11 protein-coding genes are annotated in these 20,558 nt (G+C 73.0%); 2 read left to right on the top strand and 9 right to left on the bottom strand.

All coding sequences use genetic code 11. The features are described from left to right. Positions 1 to 367 precede the first annotated feature (367 nt). The 6 genes from ABIA38_RS43830 to ABIA38_RS43805 all read right to left on the bottom strand — a co-directional run bounded on the left by ABIA38_RS43830 (position 368) and on the right by ABIA38_RS43805 (position 9,419). Complete coding sequence (locus tag ABIA38_RS43830; protein ID WP_424644641.1) at positions 368 to 2,596, bottom strand: HelD family protein; 2,229 nt, start codon at positions 2,594 to 2,596, stop codon at positions 368 to 370. Between the two features lie 324 nt (positions 2,597 to 2,920). After that, entirely contained in the window at positions 2,921 to 4,492 is a 1,572-nt protein-coding gene (locus tag ABIA38_RS43825) for a putative Ig domain-containing protein (protein WP_424644640.1), read from the bottom strand. A gap of 898 nt (positions 4,493 to 5,390) precedes the next feature. Then, complete coding sequence (locus ABIA38_RS43820) at positions 5,391 to 6,407, bottom strand: TIGR03617 family F420-dependent LLM class oxidoreductase (protein WP_424644639.1); 1,017 nt, start codon at positions 6,405 to 6,407, stop codon at positions 5,391 to 5,393. Beyond that, complete coding sequence (locus ABIA38_RS43815; RefSeq protein ID WP_424644638.1) at positions 6,404 to 7,309, bottom strand: SDR family NAD(P)-dependent oxidoreductase; 906 nt, start codon at positions 7,307 to 7,309, stop codon at positions 6,404 to 6,406. The genes ABIA38_RS43820 and ABIA38_RS43815 overlap by 4 nt, the downstream gene beginning before the upstream one ends. A 167-nt stretch (positions 7,310 to 7,476) precedes the next feature. Further along, positions 7,477 to 8,109 (bottom strand): response regulator, encoded by a 633-nt coding sequence (locus ABIA38_RS43810; protein WP_424644637.1) that lies wholly within the window; start codon positions 8,107 to 8,109, stop codon positions 7,477 to 7,479. Continuing rightward, positions 8,106 to 9,419: a sensor histidine kinase gene (locus ABIA38_RS43805; protein ID WP_424644636.1), complete on the bottom strand. Its 1,314-nt coding sequence runs from the start codon at positions 9,417 to 9,419 to the stop codon at positions 8,106 to 8,108. The genes ABIA38_RS43810 and ABIA38_RS43805 overlap by 4 nt, the downstream gene beginning before the upstream one ends. 208 nt (positions 9,420 to 9,627) lie before the next feature. Between ABIA38_RS43805 and ABIA38_RS43800 the strand changes: the two genes are divergently transcribed. Continuing rightward, the gene (locus ABIA38_RS43800; RefSeq protein WP_424644635.1) at positions 9,628 to 10,185 is read left to right on the top strand and encodes a GlcG/HbpS family heme-binding protein; all 558 of its coding nucleotides are present in this window, start codon (positions 9,628 to 9,630) and stop codon (positions 10,183 to 10,185) included. 146 nt (positions 10,186 to 10,331) lie between these two features. Here the strand turns inward: ABIA38_RS43800 and ABIA38_RS43795 are convergent, their stop codons facing one another. Next, a complete protein-coding gene (locus ABIA38_RS43795) occupies positions 10,332 to 10,535 on the bottom strand; it encodes a hypothetical protein (RefSeq protein WP_424644634.1) in 204 nt (67 codons plus the stop codon). Between the two features lie 265 nt (positions 10,536 to 10,800). Further along, the gene (locus tag ABIA38_RS43790; RefSeq protein ID WP_424644633.1) at positions 10,801 to 12,141 is read right to left on the bottom strand and encodes a GH1 family beta-glucosidase; all 1,341 of its coding nucleotides are present in this window, start codon (positions 12,139 to 12,141) and stop codon (positions 10,801 to 10,803) included. A gap of 255 nt (positions 12,142 to 12,396) precedes the next feature. Here ABIA38_RS43790 and ABIA38_RS43785 point away from each other — a divergent pair, with 255 nt between their 5' ends. Next, a complete protein-coding gene (locus ABIA38_RS43785) occupies positions 12,397 to 16,275 on the top strand; it encodes an ABC transporter ATP-binding protein (protein ID WP_424644632.1) in 3,879 nt (1,292 codons plus the stop codon). A gap of 1,742 nt (positions 16,276 to 18,017) precedes the next feature. Here the strand turns inward: ABIA38_RS43785 and ABIA38_RS43780 are convergent. Then, positions 18,018 to 20,558: an FtsX-like permease family protein gene (locus tag ABIA38_RS43780; RefSeq protein ID WP_424644631.1), complete on the bottom strand. Its 2,541-nt coding sequence runs from the start codon at positions 20,556 to 20,558 to the stop codon at positions 18,018 to 18,020.

The following is a 20,558-nucleotide window of genomic DNA, read 5'->3' as shown; positions in this document are numbered from 1 at the left end:
TGTCCTCAAACGCCGGACGGGCTGAAGGGACACAACCCAGGTCGCAGGGCACCCGGCCTGCGGCCCGCCTGTCCTCAAACGCCGGACAGGCTGAATCGATCAGATCCCGCTCCGACGCCTCCCGGACACGCCACCGAGAACGCGCACCCTCTTCAGCCGGTCCGGCGCTTGAGGACAAGCGGGCCGCAGGCCGGATGCGAGGCGACGGGGTCACACCCCCTTCAGCCTGTCCGGCGTTTGAGGACAAGCAGGCCGCAGGCCGGATGCGTTGCGACGGCGGCACACCCGACCAGCCCGGCCGGCGATTGAGGACAAAAGCCGGCCGTAGGCCAGGCATCGCCGCCGAGCCCCCCCGCACCACGCGCACCTACCTGGGTTCGATGCCGAGGAGGTCCGCCGTCCAGTCCGGGTCGGCCGTGACCACGCCGAGGAGCCTGGTGGCCCGAGTCAGCGCGACGTAGAGCGTCCGCAGGCCGTTGGGGGATTGTTCGACGATGCCGCGTGGGTCGACGATCACCGCCACGTCGAATTCCAGGCCCTTGGCGTCCAGCGCGTCCATCAGCTGGACGCGCGGGTCCAGGCCCGCCAGGTCCGCGGCCAGTTCGTCGGTCGCGCCGACCGGGGTGACCACCCCGATCGTGCCCTCCACCGTCGCCAGCAGTTCCCGGACCAGCTTGCGCACCACGGGACCCGTCCGCTCCCCCGAGGTCGCGTGCACGGTAGGCCGCTCACCCCCTGTGCGCACCGCCCGAGCCGGCCGCGCCCCCGGCACCGCCCGCACCAGCACGCGCGCCGCGACGTCGGCCACCTCGACCGGGTTGCGGTAGTTCGTGGTCAGTTCGAACTCGTACCGCCCCCGATCGCGCAACGCCGCCGCCATCGCCGCCGCCGACGCCCCCGGGTCCTCCCACGCACTCTGCGCGGGGTCCTCGACGATCGTCCATGTCGCGTGCATCCCGCGCCGCCCGAGCATCCGCCACTGCATCGGGGTCAGGTCCTGCGCCTCGTCGATGACGATGTGCGCGTAGCCGGCCGGCTCGTCCTCGTCCTCGTCGCGCGGCCGACGCGCGCCCCGCCCGGCGGCCATCCGGTCGGCGTAGGTGGTCACCTCGCTGATCTCGTCGGGGACGTCCCGGCCGACCGCCTCGCCGCTGAAGATGTCCCGCCCGTCCACCACGTACGGGTTGTCCTCGTCCGGGTTGCCGTAGGCCACCGTGCGCTTGCGCGGCAGCGGCCCGAGCAGCCCGGTCAGCTCGTCGAGCAGCGCCACGTCGTGGAAGGAGACCTCGCCGGTGCGCGCGGTCCGGGTCCACGAGTTCGCCAGCACGGCCACCTGCTCGGGGGTCAGGTCGCGCTCGTAGCGGCGCAGCCGGTCCGCGTCGGCCAGCCCGGCCAGCACGTCCACGGGCCGCTGCAGCGGCCACCACGCGCGCAGGAACGCGGCGAACTCGTCGCGCGCCGCGACGTCCTCGTGGAAGGCGTCCTTCTCCCCCCGACCGGCGCCGCGCGAGAGCAGCCGGCCCCACAGCTCGGTGAGGAGTTGGCGGGCCACCTGGAGGCGGGCGGTGTTGGGCCCGTTGCGGGTCTTGGCCAGCACCTCGCGGCGAATCCGGCGCAGCGCCTTGTGGTCGAGCACGATCCGGGTGCCCCGGTGCGAGATCACGAACTCGGTCGGCGCGCCGGCCGGCACGTCGGCCACCGCGCGCCGCAGCAGGTCGCTCATCGACGCGGCGCCCTTGAGCCGGGCCGCCGCCGCGTCGTCGTGGTAGGCCGCCTCGACGCCGTCGACCAGGTCGCCGAGCGAGCGCAGCACCGCGCCGCCCTCGCCGAGCGAGGGCAGGACACGTTCGATGTAGGCGGTGAAGCGTGGGTTCGGGCCGACCACGAGCACGCCGCGCGATCCGAAGCGGCGGCGGTGCTGGAACATCAGGTAGGCGACCCGGTGCAGTGCCACCGCCGTCTTGCCGGTGCCCGGTCCGCCGCGCACGATCACCGAGCGGTCGATCGGCGCCCGGATCGCCTCGTCCTGCTCGCGCTGGATGGTGGCCACGATGTCGTGCATCGAGCCGTCCCGGGTGCGTGAGAGCGCGGCCAGGAAGGCGCCGTCGCCGACGATCACCATGTCGCCGGCGGCGTCCGGGTCGAGCAGGTCGTCCTCGAGGTCGACCACCGAGCGGCCCCGGCAGTGCAGCACCCGGCGGCGCACCACACCGCGCGGGTCGTCGGGGGTGGCGCGGTAGAACGCCTCGGCGGCGGGGGCGCGCCAGTCGACGACGAGCACCTCGCTGTCCTCGTCGCGGATGCCGATCCGGCCGATGTGGCGAATCTCGCGGTCGAGCTGGTCGAGCCGGCCGAAGACGAGGCCGTCGTCGGCGGCGTCGAGCGAGCGGGCCCACAGTTCGGCGCGGTAGACCATGACGTCCCGCTCGACCAGCGCCGCGCGCGTGCCGACCTGCGCCTGCCGGTAGCCCTGTCGAAGCAGCGCCTGGGCCTCGTCGCGCATGTGTTCCAGGCGCGTGTAGGAGCGGTCGACGTGGACCTGTTCCGCGGCCAGCTCGTGTTCCTTGGCCTGGGGGTCGCCTGCCGGCGCGGGCATAGTGATGCTCCTTGTGACGTGACACAGGTCTGCGCCCACGGTGGACGAGGCGCCGACGATCGTATGCGTCGCCGGTGCCGTCCCCCGCGGGCCGATCCGCTCACGGGGGTTGCGGCTGGGGTCGGGGGAGGCTCCCCCGAGGGACACAGTATTCGGGACCCGTCCCGGTCTTCGCGACGCCCGTCCCCGGTCGGGCCGATCCCGGGCGACCGAAAACCGGCCGCGCCCGCCGGTCGGGCCCGCCCGTCGGCCAGGTCGGCCCTGCCCGGCGGGCCACCCCGGCCCGGCCCCGCGCACGGCCTCAGCCCTGCCCGGCGGGCAACCTCAGCCCTGCCTGGCACGCAGCTTGCGGACCGCGACGACCACACCGATCAGACCGAGGAACCCGAGTATCCCCCACAACCAGGTCGACGTGTCCGACCCGCCGCCGGCACCGTCGCCGCCCGGGGTGAGTGCGGCCCGGGCGGGTCCGGCGGGCGGCTCGGCGGCGGCCACGGTGATCCCGAAGCGGGCCTTGGCCTCGTGCTTGGTCGGCGCGTTGTCCGAGACGGTGACGCCGAACCCGGTCTCCCCGGGGGCGGTGGGGGTGCCCGAGATCGCCCCGGTGTCCGGGTCCAGGGTCAGGCCCGGCGGCAGCGGGTCGTCGGCGACCCAGTGGTAGGGGGCGGTGCCGCCCTGCGCGGCGAGCTTGGCGGTGTACGGCCGGCCGACGCCGGCCGGGGGCAGTGCGGCGGCGGGCAATACCAGGGCGGCGGCGGGCACGCCGTCGACGGGGGCGGACGGGTCGGATTCGCCGACCGCGTTGGTCGCGGCGACCGCGTACGAGTAGGTCGTGCCGTTGTCCAGGCCCTGGTCGGTGTAGGTCAGGGTGTCGGCGGCGAGCGTGGCCAGCGGCGCCGCCGAGCCGGGTTCGCCGTTCGTCGAGCGGCGGATCACATAGCCGGTGATCGTACTGTCCCCGGTGTCCACCGGCGGCATCCAGGACAGCACCACCTGGCCGGTGCCGGCCGTGGCGGCCAGGCCGCCGGGGGCGCCCGGCTTGCCGCTGCCCACGCCGGACAGCGTGACGGTACGGCTGCCGCCGGGGATGTTGCCGGTCAGCGTGAGCTTGCCGACGGCGGGGCCGCGCTTGGTCGGGGTGAACCCGATCGCGAACGAACACGAGGACCCGCCGGGCACGTTGGTGTCCGGACCGGACGCGCACGTGGTGCCCGCCGGGTCGATCGCGAACGGGCCCTCGACGGCCGCGGCGGCGATCATGAACGGCACGTCGCCACTCGTGGTGATCGGCAGGTTGCGGACGACCTTCTGCCCGACCGGGGACGGCCCGAAGTCGACGGCCGGCAACAACTCGCCCACCTGGGCGGCCGGCACGGTGAACGACAGCAGCGCGTGGCCGTCGCCGATCCCGCCCGCCGGGGAGGTCTGCGCGCCGGGGAACAGGACCGGGTCGGCGTAGGCCCCGGTGCCGCCGCCGGCAGGGGCGTACAACCAGGGCAGCGGCGCCGTCGCGGCGAAGACGCCGGAGCCGCTGTCGGCGATCCGTACCACCAGCGTCGAACCGGCCTGGAGCGGACCGTTCGCGACGACCGCGGCCGAGCCGGCCACCGACCAGCCCTGGGTGGCGCCGACCGCCTTGCCGTACACGGTCGCGGTCATCGCGGTCGCGCCCACCGGGACGGTCACCCGGTGGTCGCCGGTGCCGGTGACCGTGGTCTGCACCTGGGTGGTGCCGCTCGGCGCGGCCGGTGCGGCGGGCCGCGCCCGCACCGTACTCGGCGCGCCGGTGCGCGCGACGGCCGCCGGCGCGAGTGCGGCGAGCGCGCACACCGCCGCGAGCAGCCCGGCACCGAACGGTCCCGGGCGCGGGATACGACGGCGAATGGCGCTGTGCATGGCGATGGACCCCCGGGTGCGCTGCGGCTGTCGATACCGGACGGCACCGAACGGCCCACCGCGGTCCCCGAGTCACGGGTTCGGCGGCTCCGCGCGCACGGCTGTTCCGGCAGCTCCTCAGCGCGGAGACTAGCGCTCACCGGAAGCGACCGGGAGTGCCCCCCGCGAGAAGATCACCCGTCGGAATTCGCGGGTGCGGGCTGCCCGTACGGGTCCCACCCGGCAAACCTGACCATCCGTCAGATATCCCGCCGGCGGGCGGCGTCGGCGGCTCGTCCGCGGCGGTCCGATCCGACGGACCGACCGCCGCCGGCACCCGCTGCCGCCGAGGCGCGCGCCAGTCCGCGCCGTCGCGTGTGTCGACGCCGAATCGGGGTCCGAGCACGGCGAGGACCACGAGCAACAGGACCAGGGACCACGCGACATACGCGTTCACGACACACTCCCGGCGGCGCGGTGGAATCGGCCTGCCGATCGGGCGGGCCAGTTGCCAGCTTGCGCGGCAACCGGCCTGCCGGCCAAGAGCCAATCACCGACGAGTGGACTGTGTTCGTGCACTCGTGGGGATCGGATATCGCGATCCTCCGGCGCGAAGGAGGGTCGACCCGGCATCGTGTCCTCAGGCTCCCGCCGGGCCCGGGACGGTACCGGCGGGGCAGCCGGCGGCGTGCACCTCCCCCCAGTGCGCCGCCGAGGAAGACGGGCCCGCGGGCATTCCCCCCGCTCGCGGGTCCGTCGCCCCGTACCGGGCCCGCCACCCGGCACCCGATCCGCCGACGCGCCCCGGCGCTCCCGGAGCAGCGCGGGCAGCTCCGGGTACGAGGCCGACGCCACCAACGCGCCTCGCCGGCCTGCACCTCCGCTCCCGGCCGACCACCGCACGCCCGATCCACTCCGCTCAGCGCAGCGCGAGCACGACGTCCCGAATCCGCCCGTCGTCCGCCGGATCCACCGGCAGCGGCACGGTCACCGCATCCGCCAACCCGCCCCAGCGCCCCCGGATCAGCGCGGGCAACCGCGCGTAGGACGCCATCGGCACCAGCGTGTCCAGCACCTCGTCGGTGACGTGTCGGCCCAGCTCGGCCCAGTCGTCCCGGCGGACCATCTCCCGTAACCGGTCCTGGAGTTCGCCCCACCCGTACAGGTCGAGCGTGCCGCGATAGGCGGGCGTCGAGTAGAGGAACGCGAACAGCCGCCGCTGCCGCTCGCGTTCCACCGCCAGTGCGGCAGGGTCGACGGCCGCGATCACCTGCGTGCCGGCCACGAGTTCGAACGCACGCGGGACCGCCGCCCGGGCGCGGCCCTCGGCCAGGGCCGGCCGCGCGACGGTCTCCAGGTAGCGCGGGCCGGAGTTGGTGGGGTGGGTCACCAGACCGTCGGCGAGTTCCCCGGCGAGTGCGCACATCGCCCGGCCGACCCCGCCGAGCAGGATCCGCGGCGCGCTCGTGTCCGGGTCCGGGCCTGGGTTGAAGTACGGCTGCATCCGGGTGAGTCGGTGGTACGGTCCACGATGCGCGGGCGGCTCGCCGGTCCGGAACGCCTCGAACGCGGCCCGCACCGCGCCCACGTAATCGCGCATCCGCGCCACCGGCGCCGACCACGGCATCCCGTACCGGTCCTCGATGTGCTGCTTCACCTGGCTGCCCAGGCCGAGTTGGAATCGCCCGCCGGAGAACGCGGCCAGGTCCCACGCGGCATAGGCGGTGAGCAGCGGGGAGCGGACGAAGGCGAGCGCGACCGAGGTGCGGACCACGATCCGCTCGGTGTGTTCGAGCGCGAGCAGCGCCACCGCGAACGGGTCGTGCACCGTCTCGGCCACGTGCAGCCCGTCGAACCCGGCCGCTTCGGCCCGCCGCGCGTGCGCCGGCACCGCGCGCAGCGGCAGCCTCGGGTCCATCCCGGTGTAGACCCTCACCAGGCGAACTCCGCGCCCACCAGGCCCTCGGACAGCGTCCACAGCCGGCCGGCGTCCGCCGCGTCCAGGGCCCACGGAGCGTGTTCGGTGCTGATCGCGCAGTCGGCGAGGTACACCCCGCCCACGGCGGCGAGTTCGGGCGCGGTCGCCGCCCAGACCTGGGTCGCCGCGCCGTTGGCGACCTGCTTGAGCGGCGGCATCCGGGCGGCGGTGACCTTCTTCGCCAGGTCCCGCCCGGCGGCCGCGGTCATGTGTCGGCCGAGGTTGGTGGCGACCATGCCCGGGTGTACCGCGTAGGACCGCACGCCGCGCCCGCGCAGTCGGCGATCGAGTTCGACGGTGAACAGGATGTTGGCGGTCTTGGCCGCGCCGTACGCCTTCCAGGGGTGGTACTCCTCGGGCGCGCTCGCGTAGTTCGGGTCCGCCCAGCGGATCCCCGACGCGACGTGCCCGGCGGAGCTGAGGTTGACCACCCGCGTGCCCTCGCCGAGGGCGGGTACGAGCAGGTTGGTCCACAGGAAGTGGCCCAGATGGTTGGTGCCGAACTGGAGCTCGAAGCCGTCGGCGGTCCGCCCGAACGGGGTGGCCATCACCCCCGCATTGTTGACCAGCACGGCCAACTCGGGGAAGCGCTCGCGCAGTTCGCCGGCGGCGGCGCGAATCGAGGCGAGCGAGGTCAGGTCGAGCACCACGTGGTCGACCCGCCCCGGCAGTTCGGCGACCACCGCCCGACCCTGCTCCGCGTCGCGCGCGGTCAGCACGACATGCGCGCCGGCCGCGGCGAGGGCGCGTGCGCTCTCCCGGCCCAATCCCGAGGTACCGCCGGTGATCACGATCGTCCGGCCGCTCGGATCGAGGTCGGCGAGGACCTCGTCGGTGGTGGTGTCGGGTCCGAAAGGCATGGCACACTCCGCCCACTAAATGCTTGACTTTGTTTAGCACTATGCGGGGTGGGAGTGGGGTTGGCAAGGCGCCCCGGCCGATTGGTGACGGAGCGTCAGATCAGTCACGCCAATCACGCCAATCAGGTCGATCGGGTCGGTTGGGTCGGTTGGGTCGGTCACCTCGATCAGGTCAGTCGGATCAACCGGCGCTCGGTGGCCACGCTGACCGCGGCGGTCCGGGTGTCCACGCCGAGCTTGGCGTAGATGTGGCCGAGGTGGGTCTTCACCGTGGCCTGCGAGATGAACAGTTCCTTGGCGATCTCCGCGTTGCCGACGCCGCGCGCGAGCAGGTGCAGGATCTCCACCTCGCGCGTGGTCAGCGCGGTGTCCGGGCGGCGCATCCGGTTGAACAGACGCGCGGCCACCTCCGGCGACAGCACGGTCCGGCCCGCCGCGGCATCGCGCACCGCGCGGAACAGGTCCTCGGGGCTGCCCGCCTTGAGCAGGTAGCCGGCCGCGCCCGCCTCGATCGCGCGCGAGACGTCCGCGTCCGTGTCGTACATGGTCAGGACCAGTACGTGTGGCGGCTCGGGCAGCGCGAGCAGTCGCCGGCAGGCCTCGACGCCGTCGATCCCGCCGACCAGTTGCAGGTCCATCAGCACCACGTCCGGGCGCAACGCGGCGGCCAGCCCGACCGCCGCCTCGCCGCTCGCCGCCTCCCCCACCACCTCGATCCCGGCCTCACCCGCGAGCAGCGCGAGCAGCCCGGCGCGCACCACGGCGTGGTCGTCACACACGATCAGGCGAATCGAGGTCACGAGGTGGCTCCCGGGTCGGACTCGGCGGCGGAATCGGCGGAATCGGCGCGGTGGGCAGGGTCGGCGGCGTCGCGGATGGTCGCGGCCAGCGCGGTGCCCTCGCCGGGGGTGCTTTCGACGGCGAGTTCGCCGTGCACCTCGGCGAGCCGGCGGCGCAGCGACGGGAGGCCGTAGCCGCGCAGGTCGGACGCGCCGGTCGGGCCGGGGGTGCGGCCGGGGACGAAGCCCACGCCGTCGTCGCGGATGTCGAGGGCGACCCGGTCCGGGAGGTAGGTGAGGGTCACGTGCACGGCGCGGGCGCGGGCATGCTCGCGGACGTTGGCCAGTGCGCCCTGGGCGGTCCGGGTCAGCGCGGCCTCGATCGGCTCGGCCAGCGGGCGCGGTCGTCCGGCCACGGCCAGCGTGATGCTCGGCCCACCGTCGGCCCGAAAGCGCTCGACGACTCGGGCCAGCCCGCCCGCCAAGCCCGGATCACCGGCCAGTTCGGCGGGCGCCAGGTCGCGAACGAAGCGGCGGATCTCCTCGACGCCGAGCGCGGCCACCCGCTCGGCCCGCCGCACATGCGCCCGGGCGGCGGCGGGGTCGGTGTCCCAACCGCGTTCCGCGGCCTGGAGCAACATCCGCAGACTGGACGTGCCCTGGGCGATGGTGTCGTGGATCTCCCGGGACAACCGCTCGCGTTCGGCCAGGACCCCCGCCCGGCGCTCGCTGACCGCGAGTTCCGCGACCGTCTCGCGCAGCCGTTCCTCGTCGCTGCGCATCCGGGTGAACACCGCGGTGGCGATCGCGGCCACGGCCGGCGGACCGAGGAACAGGCTGGGGTCGACGGTGTCGGCGAGCCGGTACTGGGCGATCACGACGGCCGTGGTGAGCAGCACGACCGTACCGATCGCCGCCCGGGTGGAGAGCACCCGCAGGCCGGTGTACAGGAGCGGTACCGCGCACCACGCGAAGCTCGGCGCCACGGTGACCAGGGCCAGCCACGTGGCGAGCACCGCGGCCAACCAGGCCGGCCGGGCCGGCGAGCGGTCCGGTGGGAGGGCCAGGCCGGCCAGGTAGAGCACGGCGAGCAGCAGGGCCAGGCCGAACACCCATGGGGCTCGGCCGGCGGTGCCGTGCCGGACGAGGTAGCGCCCCAGCGACGCGGCGACCAGGAGCAGGAAGCCGGCGTGGATCACCAGGCCCGCGTGCCGCACCGGCCACGGCTCGGTCCGTTGCCCCGGTCGCCGCTCGGCCCGCTGCTCTGTTCGTTGCTCTGTGCGTTGTCGGGGCACGTCGTACCTGCTCCCGGTCCCGGTCGGCTCGATCACGCGCGGATCGACTCTCCCCTCCACCGTGGACCGGCCGGCACGAGCCCGGATCGGCCGATCGGTTGATCTTCGCACCGCCCGACCGGCGCGCCGGGACCGGCGGCATTGCCGATGGCGGCCGGACCCGCGGCCGGAAGGCTGGAGGCATCGGGGCAACCGCCCGGAACGACGCGAGAGAAACGTGAAGAACGTGAAAGAGGTACGGACGATGGGCAACTTTTCGACGCGCGGTCGGGTGCTGACCGGGGTCTTCTCGCTCGCCGCGGTGGGCGCGATCACCGCCGGGGTCGCCGCGGCCCAGGTGCCCGGCAGCACCGAGGCCAAGCAGGGCGAGCGCCCGGCCTCGGGTCTGGTGTCGGTCCGGACGCTGGGCGTGGACGCCGCGACCAAGGCCGCGCAGGCCGCCCTCGGGGCGGCCGAGAAGGACGGCCAGAAGGTCACCGTGGTCGTGGTGGCCCGGGACGGCTCGACGCGTGTGCTGCTCAAGGGCGACGGCGCCGGCCCGCAGTCCGAGGAGTCGGCCCGGCGCAAGGCCTACACCGCCGTGTCCTGGAACGCGCCGACCTCGGTGCTGGCCCAACGGGTGACCGCGCCGGGCGCCTCGCTCCGGGACATCCCCGGCACGTTGTTCCTGGCCGGCGCGGTCCCGGTCGCCGTGGACGGCGCCCCGATCGTGGGCATCGGGGTGGCCGGTGCCCCCGCCGGCGACTTGGACGAGAAGTACGCCGCCGAGGGCCTCAAGGCGATCGCCGGTCAGCTGAAGTAGCCGACCGCCGGGTGAAGTCGTCGACCGCCGGCGGTGCTCCCGAAGTGGTGGAGCGGAGGTCGCGGCCCGTGCGCCGCGACACCCCGCGCTTCGGGATCACCGCCGGCCGGAGGCAACTCCGGTAGCGAACGGAACCCGGCGCCGGCTCAGCCGAAGAGCATCGAGGCCTGCGTCCTGAACACCGCGCTCTGGAGGGGCAGCAGCAACTGCGCGGGCAGGAAGCTGTCCGGCATCAGCGGCTCGCGGGGCGTCTGCGCGGCGCGTGCCGCGGGGATGTACAGCGAGGCCATCGAACCGAAGATGACCGCCGTGATGATCACGGCCGCCTTGCGAAATCCGTGCTTGACCATGGAACTGCCCTTCACCGGGGACGTCGGGTTATCGAATCGGCGTCCTCCGCGCTCGGGAATTTCCGGGCAGGGCTCCGCCGCACCGCCCGGGGATTTCTTGGCGGCGCGGCAACTCTAAGGTTTTGTCGGCAAAGGAAAAGACACCGTTCGCCCTCCCGGGTGACGTCATCGGTTGGCCCAGGGCTCAGGACACGCAATTTCACTCGGAAGGGTGAGGATTGTGCGCCTGCGCGCTCCCGCACGTGTCCATGTCCCGTGCCGGGCGTTATTCGGGCCGCCCGGCGCCGATTCGTTCGCGCAGCCAGCGATAGGACGCCCTCGGTGTCCGGGTCCCGGTCGCGAAGTCGACATGGACCAGGCCGAACCGTTGGTGATAGCCCTCGGCCCATTCGAAGTTGTCCAGCAGGGACCAGACGAAATAGCCGCGCACGTCGATTCCGGCTTTGTGCGCCGCGCCCACCGCGGCGATATGCCCGGCCAGGAACGCGATGCGCTCCGGATCGTCGTACCCCTCGGCGGTCGAGCACCCGTTCTCGGTGATCCAGATCGGCGGCAGCGCGTCCGCGTAGTACGCGCCGAGTCCGGTGAGCAGCGTGGTCAGCCCCTCGGGCACCACCGGCCAGTCGAACGCGGTCCGCGGCACGCCGGTGATCTCGCCGATCGTGAACGGCAGCGGCGCGTCCGGGGCGCCGGCCGCGATCACCGTCGGGTTGTAGTAGTTGACCCCCAGTCCGGTCAGCGAGCCGCCGATCAGGTCGAGGTCGCCGGGCTCGACGAAGGGCAGCGCGGTGCTGTCGTGGCCGTACGCGCTCAGGTCGGGGTAGCGGCCGAGCAGCAGCGGGTCGGTGAGCAGCCGGTTGTGCAGCGTGTCGTACGCGGCGGCCGCCGCCCGGTCCTCGGCACTGTCGCTCGCGGCACGTACCGGGGTCAGGTTGTTGGCGACCAGGATCCGCTCGGCGCCGGCCGCGCGCAGCACCGGCGCGGCCAGACCGTGACCGAGCAGTTGGTGATGGGCGGCGGGCAGCGCGTCCAGGAGCAGGGTGTGGCCCGGCGCGTGTACACCCAGTGCGTAGCCCCAGGCCATGTGGATGAACGGCTCGTTGAGCGTGATCCAGGTCCGTACCCGATCGCCGAGCCGGGCCGCGACGTGTTCCGCGTAGTCGGCGAAGCGGGCCGCGGTGTCCCGGGCGAGCCAGCCGCCCTCGTCCTCCAGGGCCTGCGGCAGGTCCCAGTGGAACAGCGTCGGAGTGGGCGTGATGCCGCGCTCGATCAGCGCGTCGACCAGGCGGTCGTAGAAGTCCAGGCCGGCCGGGTTGGGCCGGCCCCGACCGGCCGGCTGGATCCGCGACCACGCGATCGAGAAGCGGTAGGCGTCCACGCCGAGGTCGGCCAGCAGTGCGACGTCCTCGGCCCAGCGGTGGTAGTGGTCGCACGCGATCGCACCGGTGTGCCCGTCGCGCACCCGTCCCGGCTCGGCACAGAAGGTGTCCCAGACCGAAGGGCCGCGGCCGTCCTCGGTGACCGCGCCCTCGATCTGGTAGGCGGCGGTGGCGGTCCCCCAGCTGAAGCCGGCGGGCAGGTCCCAGGGGGTGGTGGGGGACGTCATGGCGGCTCCGTGGGGTGGGCGGTGGCGTGGGCAGTGGCGTAGGCGGACCGGGGCGTGGCGGCGGATCGCGGCCCATGATGGCCCGTGGGGTGAGCGGGGTCCAGGGTTCGGCGGAGGGGGTTCGGGGACGGATCGACGATCCGCACGGCCACCCGATCCGCGCGGCTCGACACCGGCCGACACCGGCCGACGCCGGCCGACGCCGACTCGAAATCCGAACATCGTTTCCTGGGTTAACAATTAGAATGGTTGGCTATGACAACCGGATCCGCGCCAGGCCACCCCGAACACGGCTGGCTCCGCCGACTCATGGCGGCCTCGTGGCGGTATCGGAGCGCCGTGCTGATCGCGTTCGGCACCTCCCTCCTGGGGATGGCCGTCACCGCGCTGGTCCCGCTCATCCAGCGCCGGGTGGTCGACGACGCGGTGGCGGGCGAGGTCGGCGGGCTGCTGCCGCTGTCGTTGCTGCTGGTGGGCGCGGCACTGGTGGTCTTCGGCTGTACGTACGCCCGCCGCTATGTCGGCGGAAAGCTCTCCCTCGACGTCCAGTACGACCTGCGTACCCGGATCTTCGACGCGCTGTCCCGGCTGGACGGCGCGCGGCAGGACCAGTTGCAGACCGGACAGATCGTCAGCCGGGGTATCTCCGACGTGACGATGGTCCAGGGTTTCCTGTCGATGATCCCGATGATGACCGGCAACGTGTTGTTGTTCGTCATCTCGCTCGGCGTGATGTTCTGGTTGTCCCCGCTGCTCACGCTGGTCTCGTTGGCGGTCGGTCCGGGGCTGTTCGCCGTCGCCTACCTCTCCCGGAAGCGGCTGTTCCCCGCCACCTGGCAGGCCCAGCAGGACGCCGGCGCGCTGGCCGGGGTGGTGGAGACCTCGGTCACCGGGGTGCGGGTGGTCAAGGGCTTCGGGCAGGAGGAGCAGGAGTTGGACCGGCTGGAGACGGCCGGCCGCAAGTTGTTCGCGTCCCGGCTGCGTTCGGTGCGGTTGAACAGCCGGTACACCCCGACGTTGGCGGCGATCCCGGCAGCCGGTCAGGTCGGCGTACTCGCGCTCGGCGGCTGGTTGGCGGTGCGCGGCGAAATCACCCTCGGCACCTTCCTGGCCTTCTCCACCTATCTCGGCCAATTGGTCGGTCCGGTCCGGATGTTGTCCAGCCTGTTGACCTTCGGCCAGCAGGCGCGGGCCAGCGTGGAGCGGATCTTCGAGGTGATCGACTCGCAGCCGATCGTCACCGAGAAGCCGGACGCCGAGGTGCTGCCCGTGGTGGCCGCCTCGGTCGAACTGGCCGACGTGCGGTTCGGCTATGTCGCGTCCCGGCCGGTGCTCGACGGGCTGTCGCTGCGGGTGGAACCGGGCGAGACGGTGGCCCTGGTGGGCACGTCCGGTTCGGGCAAGTCGACCGTGTCGATGTTGCTCCCGAGGTTCTACGACGTGCAGTCCGGCGCGATCCGGGTGGACGGGCACGATGTGCGGGACCTGACCTTCGACTCGCTGCGGGCCGCGATCGGGTTGGTGATGGAGGACAGTTTCCTGTTCTCCGACACGGTGCGGGCCAACATCGCGTACGGCCGGCCGGACGCGACCGACGAGCAGGTGCTCGCGGCGGCGCGGGCGGCCGAGGCCGACGAGTTCATCCGCGAACTGCCCGCCGGCTACGACACGGTGGTCGGCGAGCAGGGCCTGACCCTGTCCGGTGGGCAGCGGCAACGGGTGGCGCTGGCCCGGGCGTTGATCACCGATCCGCGAATCCTGCTGCTCGACGACGCGACCTCGGCGGTGGACCCCAAGGTCGAGGCGGAGATCCACGCCACGCTGCACCGGGTGATGGCCGGGCGAACCACGATCCTGGTCGCGCACCGCCGCTCGACGCTGCAACTGGCGGACCGGATCGCGGTGTTGGACCGAGGTCGGCTGGTGGACGTGGGCACCCACGACCAGCTGAACGCCCGCTGTCCGCTGTATCGCCTGCTGCTGTCCGGTCCCGGAGACGACGCGGAGGGCGTGGACGCGCACCCGCCACTGTCGCTCGCACCCGTGTCGGTGGCTCCGCCTGCGGCGGCTGCGCCGGGGTCCACGTCCACGATCGTGCCCGCAGTCACGCCCTCGGTCGCGGCCTCGGTCGCGCTCGCCGGCTCCGAGTCGGTCGACGGGGGCGGCGTCACGGCCGCGTTGTGGGACCGGTCGAAGTCGACCGATCGGGTAGTAGTGGCGGCCGCCGCGAGTCCGGTCGCCGGAGGCCGGCCCGGTGGCGGTCCGGGCGGCTGGACGGCGATGCTTCAGGCGACGCCCGAACTGCTCGCCCAGGTGGACAGGTTGCCACCGGCGACCGACGTGCCGAACGTGGACGAGGCCCAGGCCCGCCGCTCGGACCCGGCCTTCGATCTGCGTTCGCTGCTGCGGCCGTTCCGCTGGGCGCTGCTGCTCGCCTTCGTACTGGTGATCCTGGACACCGGCGCCCAGCTCGCACTGCCGGCGCTGATCCGGAACGGTATCGACCGGGGCATCGACCACGGCGCCACCGGCGCGATCATGACGGTGTCCCTGATCGCCGTCGCGATCGTGGTCGCGGACTGGTTCGTCAACGTCGCCCAGGCGATGATCGCGGGCCGCACCGGCGAGCGCTTGTTGTACACCCTGCGCGTGAAGACGTTCGCCCATCTGCAACGGCTCGGACTGGACTACTACGAACGCGAGTTGTCCGGGCGCATCATGACCCGAATGACCACCGACGTCGACGCGCTGTCCACGTTCCTGCAAACCGGACTGATCAGCGCGGTGGTCAGCGTGCTGACCTTCTTCGGGATCATGGTCGCGCTCCTGGTCCTGGACTGGGAGCTCGGGCTGATCGTGATGAGCGTGCTGCCGCTGCTGATCGCCGCGACGGTGGTATTCCGGTCCAAGTCGTCGAAGGCGTATACCGAGGCGCGCGAGAAGGTCAGCGTGGTCAACGCCGATCTCCAGGAGAATGTCGCGGGGTTGCGGGTGTCCCAGGCGTTCCGCCGCGAGGAGCGCAACTCCGAGCGGTTCGCCGAACGCAGCGACGACTACCGTTCGTCCCGGCTGCGGGCCCAGCGCTATATCGCGCTCTATTTCCCGTTCGGCCAGTTCCTGTCCAGCCTCGCGGCGGGCATCGCGCTGATCGTCGGCGCGCATCGGGTGGGCGGCGGGACGCTGTCGGCGGGCGCGCTGATCGCGTACCTGCTCTACATCGACATGTTCTTCTCGCCGATCCAGCAGTTGTCCCAGGTGTTCGACGGCTACCAGCAGGCGGCGGTGGGCCTGCGCCGGATCCGCGACCTGCTGCGCACGCCCACCACGACGCCGCCGCCGGCCGAGCCGGTACCGGTGCCGGCGAGCGGGCTCAAGGGCGCGATCAGCTTCGAGGACGTGCACTTCGCGTACCACGCGCCCGCGCTCGGCGCCGCCGCGCCCGAGGTGTTGTCCGGGGTGACGCTGCACATCGCGCCGGGCGAGACGGTGGCCCTGGTCGGGCAGACCGGCGCGGGCAAGTCGACCCTGGTCAAGCTGGTGGCCCGGTTCTACGACGTGACCTCCGGCGCGGTCCTGGTCGACGGGGTGGACGTGCGCGACTACGACCTCGCGGCCTACCGCCACCGCCTGGGCATCGTCCCGCAGGAGGCCTACCTGGCCCCCGGCACGGTCCGCGACGCCATCGCGTACGGCCGCCCGGAAGCCACCGACGCCGAGGTCGAGTCCGCGGCCCGAGCGGTGGGCGCCCACACCACGATCGCCGACCTGGCCGACGGCTACCTCCACGACGTGGGCGAACGAGGCCGCAACCTGTCGGCGGGCCAACGCCAACTGATCGCCCTGGCCCGCGCCTACCTGGTCGACCCCGACATCCTCCTCCTGGACGAGGCCACCGCCGCCCTCGACCTGGCCACGGAAGCCGCCGTCACCAAAGCCACGGAAGCCCTGACCGGCCGCCGCACCACCCTGGTGGTGGCCCACCGCCTGACCACGGCAGCCCGAGCCGACCGAATCGCGGTAGTCGCCCAGGGCCAAATCATCGAAACCGGCACCCACGAGGACCTCCTCACCAATAACGGCCCGTACGCATCCCTATGGAAGGCCTTCACCGGCAACTCCGAACACGCCGCATAACCCCCACCTCCACCGGCCCACTCCCACGACTCCCACGACGGGAGCCACCGTGCCCCTCACCACACCCGATCCGGCCACCCTGCTCCGGGAGTCGCCGGTCTGCTGCGTGGCTGTTGCTGCCCTGGGCGGCTTGGGTGGTTCGTGGTCGGGGGCGGTCGGCCGCCTTGGCGTCGTGGGGTTGGGCTGGTGTGTGGTTGGTCCCGGGTCCGTTCGGCGGGCCGGGTCGTGGCGGGTGGCCGCCGTCTCGTCGTTGCACGTCCCCTCCGGGGCCGGGGTTTTGCTTGGTGCTTCGCATCCGTTGTTGCCCGTCCACTACGTGGCCGCTGCCGCCCTCGACGGCTTCCCTGACTCGTGGTCGGGGGCGGTTGGCCGCTTGGCGTCGTGTTGTTGAGCTGGTGCGTGGTGGCCCTGGGTCCGTTCGGCGGGGCCGGGTCGTGACGGCTGCCACCGCCTCGTCGTTGCACGTCCCCTCCGGGGCCGGGGTCTTTGCTTGGTGCTCCGCATCCGTTGTTGCCCGTCCACTACGTGGCCGTTACCGCCCTCGTTGGCTTCCTCTGACTCGTGGTCGGGGGCGGTCGGCCGCTTGGCGTCGTGCGGTTGGGCTGGTGCCGTGGTTGGTCCCGGGGCCGTTCGGCGGGGCCGGGTCGTGGGGGTGGCCGCCGTCTCGTCGTTGCACGTCCCCTCCGGGGCCGGGGTCTTTGCTTGGTGCTCCGCATCCGTTGTTGCCCGTCCACTACGTGGCCGTTACCGCCCTGGTCGGCATCCCCCGACTCGCGGTCGGGGGCCGTTGTCCCGGCGGCGGCCCCGAGAGCCGGGGCCAAGCTCGTTCCACAGCCCGCCACGGCTCCCGTCGGGTCCAAAAACCGGATCGCGACGCGACTCCCATGGCTTGGGACTGTCCGTGACCTGCGGCTTTGCCTGGGGCCCGGGCTGCGCAGGCCGGCGAGTGCGGGTTTCGTGCTCCCTGAGCCGAAACCGAGGCACGACAAGGCAGAAAAGGCCGCGCACCACGCTGGAAACCCAAGCACCGGACACACACCTGACCCAAGACCCCGAGCCGGCGCTCCACACGCACACCGCAAGACCTGCGACCCAACCCAGCGAGGCCCGAACGCCTGCGCAGCGGCCGAACCCCCCGACGCCAAGGGACAACGGCCCCCGACCACGAGTCAGAGGAAGCCAACGAGGGCAGTAACGGCCACGTAGTGGACGGGCAACAACGGATGCGAAGCACCAAGCAAAAACCCCGGCCCCGGAGGGGACGAGCAACGACGAGACGGTGGCCACCTGCCACGACCCGGCCCCGCCGAACGGACCCAGGGCCACCGCGCCAGCAGCCCAACACCCCGACGCCCAAGCGGCCGACCGCCCCCGACCACGAGCCAGCAAAGCCGACCAGGGCAGTGACGGCCACGTAGTGGACGGGCAACAACGGATGCGAAGCACCAAGCAAAGACCCCGGCCCCGGAGGGGACGAGCAACGACGAGACGGCGGCCACCCCCACGACCCGGCCCCGCCGAACGAACCCAGGGCAACTGCGGAGAGGGTGCGCCGCACGACGCCAAGCGGCCCACCGCCCCCGACCACGAACCAGCCAAGCCAGCCAGGACGGCAACGGCCACCGGCCAGGACCAGCCCACCGCCACGCCGAGCCACGACGCCGCCCGCCAACCACCAACCACCAACCACCAACCAGACCACGTCGCTTGCGGCCCGCTGGGGGGTCGTGGGTGGTGGTCGGCTACTCCGTTGCTATCGAGCGGAGGATCGGGAGGCGGGCTGCCTTGGCTGCGGGTCTGGCGCCGGCTGCCAGGCCGCCGAGTGCTCCTACCGTCACCAGCACCGCCAGTTGGACCGTGGGCACCGCGAATGGCAGGGTCGCCCCCGTGTTCGCGCCGCCGATGGCCCGGATCGCCACCCAGCCCAGGAACAGGCCCACCGCGAGACCCGCGCCCGCGCCGATCACCGCGACCAGCGTGGACTCCCAGCGCAGGGCCGACCGGATCTGCGCCCGAGCCGCGCCGATCGCCCGCAACAGGCCCAGTTCGCGGGTGCGTTCGTAGGCGGCCAGGGACAGTGTGTTGGCGATCCCGCCCAGCGCGATCACCAGGGCCAGCGCCAGCAGCACGTAGACCACCGCCACCAGCGTCTGCAACATCGCGGCGTTTGCCTCCACAAACCCTTCCCGGTCCCGCACCGGCGGTGCGCCGTAGTCCTTGGCCAGCCGCTGCACCTCGGCCCTGACCGTCCCGGTCGAGACCCCCGGCGCCAACCGCAACACCGCCGCCGAGTCCAGCGCCGCGTCCGCGTGCGGTTCCCACGCGGTCCGGTCGATCAGGTAGTCGCCGACCACCGCCGTGCGGTCGTAGAGCCCGATCACCGTGAACGACGTTCGCGCGCCGTCCGGGAAGGTGACCTCGGCGGTCGAACCGAGCCGCCAGCCGCGGTCCTTGGCGGTGGCCGCCGACACGGCCATGCCGTTCGGACCGAGTCCGGTCACCCGTCCCTCGGTGACATCCAGGTCGAACAACCGGTCCAGCCGGGCCGAGTCGACGGCGAGCAATTGCCGGCTGTGCCCGTCCACGAGCGCGCCCGCGTTGCGGATCCCGGTGGCCGCCTCGACATCGGGCAACTCGGCGGCCCGGCGGGTGAGTTCCGGGCTGTGTCCGCCGCCGGCCCAGGTGCCCGGCGACGAGCCGCCGATCACCAGCTGCCCGGCGATCACCTTCCGGGTCTGGTCGCCCGAACCCTCCTTGAGCGAGGCCGCGAAGACCGCGAACAGCGTGACGATGGCGATCCCGAGCAACATCGCGGTGGCCGCGCCGGCGGTCCGCCGCGGACTGCGCAGCAGGTTGCCCCGAGCCAACGCACCCGGCGCGCCCCGCAGCCGCGGCAGCGGCGCGGTGAGCGGACCGCCGACCGCACGGATCCCCGCCGGCGCGATCAGCAGTACCCCGGCCGACAACACCGGCGCCGCTACGGCCAACCCCACCATGCCACCACCCGCGATACCCACCGCGAGCCCCGCCGCGAGCAGTACCAGGCCCACCACCAGCCGGCGGCGCGGCAGTTCCGTACGCTCGGCGCCGGCCCCGCGCAGCGCCGTCACCGGCGCGACCCGCGAGCCGCGCACGGCGGGCACCAGCGCCGCGAACGCCGTGACCAGGATGCCCACCGGCAGCACGGTCAACGCGGTGGACGCCTTGAACGTCAGCCCGCGCGCGGGCAGCGTGAAGCCGAACCCGGAGAACAACTCCTTGAGCCCGGCGGCCAGTCCGAGTCCCGCGGCCAGCCCGGCCGTCGACGCGATCACGCCGATCACCAGTGCCTCGATCAGCGCCTGCCGCAACATCTGGCTTCGGCTCGCGCCCAGTGCCCGCAACAGCGCGACCTCCCTGGTGCGTTGCGCGGCCACCACGGAGAACGTGTGGTTGATCGAAAAGGCCGCGACGACCAGCGCGATCGCCGCGAACACGGTCAGGAAGGTGCGGAAGATCTTCAGGAAGCCGTCCTCGACGGCGGACACCGCCTCGCTGGTGGCCGCCTTGCCGGGCAACGCCTGGGTATCGGCCGGCAGTGCCCGCTGGATCCGCCCGGCCAACTCCCGCTGATCGGTGCCGGCCACGGCCCGTACCGCGATCGTGCCGATCTTGCCGGGGTCGCGCTGTACGTGCTGCCGCGCGCCGTCGAGACTGAACGCGGTGTACGAGCCGCCGCCGAAGGCGTCCAGGTCACCGAAGGTGGCGATGCCGACGATGGTGACGGGAACCGGTCCGGGGGTCAGTACGGTGACCCGGTCGCCGGGCTTGAGGTGCCCCTGTTTGGCGGTGGCCCGGTCGATCACCACCTCGTCGGGCGTCGCCGGTGCCCGGCCGTCGGCCAGGCGATAGGGCGTCAGCGCCGGGTCCGGTATCCAATTGCCCGCCGTGCGGGGGCCGTTGCCGGTCAGCGCCGTGCCGTCCTTGCCGACCACCTGGCCGTAGCCCTGGATGACCGGTTGGGCGCCCGCGACGCCCGGCACCGCACGGACCCGGTCCACGAGCGCGGCGTCGATCCCGCCGCGCTGGGTGCCGGGCCGGTCGGTGACCGAGGTCGCGTTGCGCACCACCACATCGGTACCCGCGCCGCTGTCGCGGATCAGCCCGCCGATGGAGGAGCTCATCGTGTCGGCGAGTACGAGCGCCCCGGAGAGGAAGGCGGTGCCGAGCAGCACGGCCAGGGCCAGGCCCACGAGCCGACGTTTGCGGGCCCACAGGTTGGCGAGCGAGAGCCGGATCAGCAT

This window comes from Embleya sp. AB8, assembly GCF_049739465.1.
Classification (GTDB): Bacteria; Actinomycetota; Actinomycetes; order Streptomycetales; family Streptomycetaceae; genus Embleya.
The sequence above is the reverse complement of the archived record's forward strand: the minus strand, read 5'-3'. Positions and strand labels throughout refer to the sequence as shown.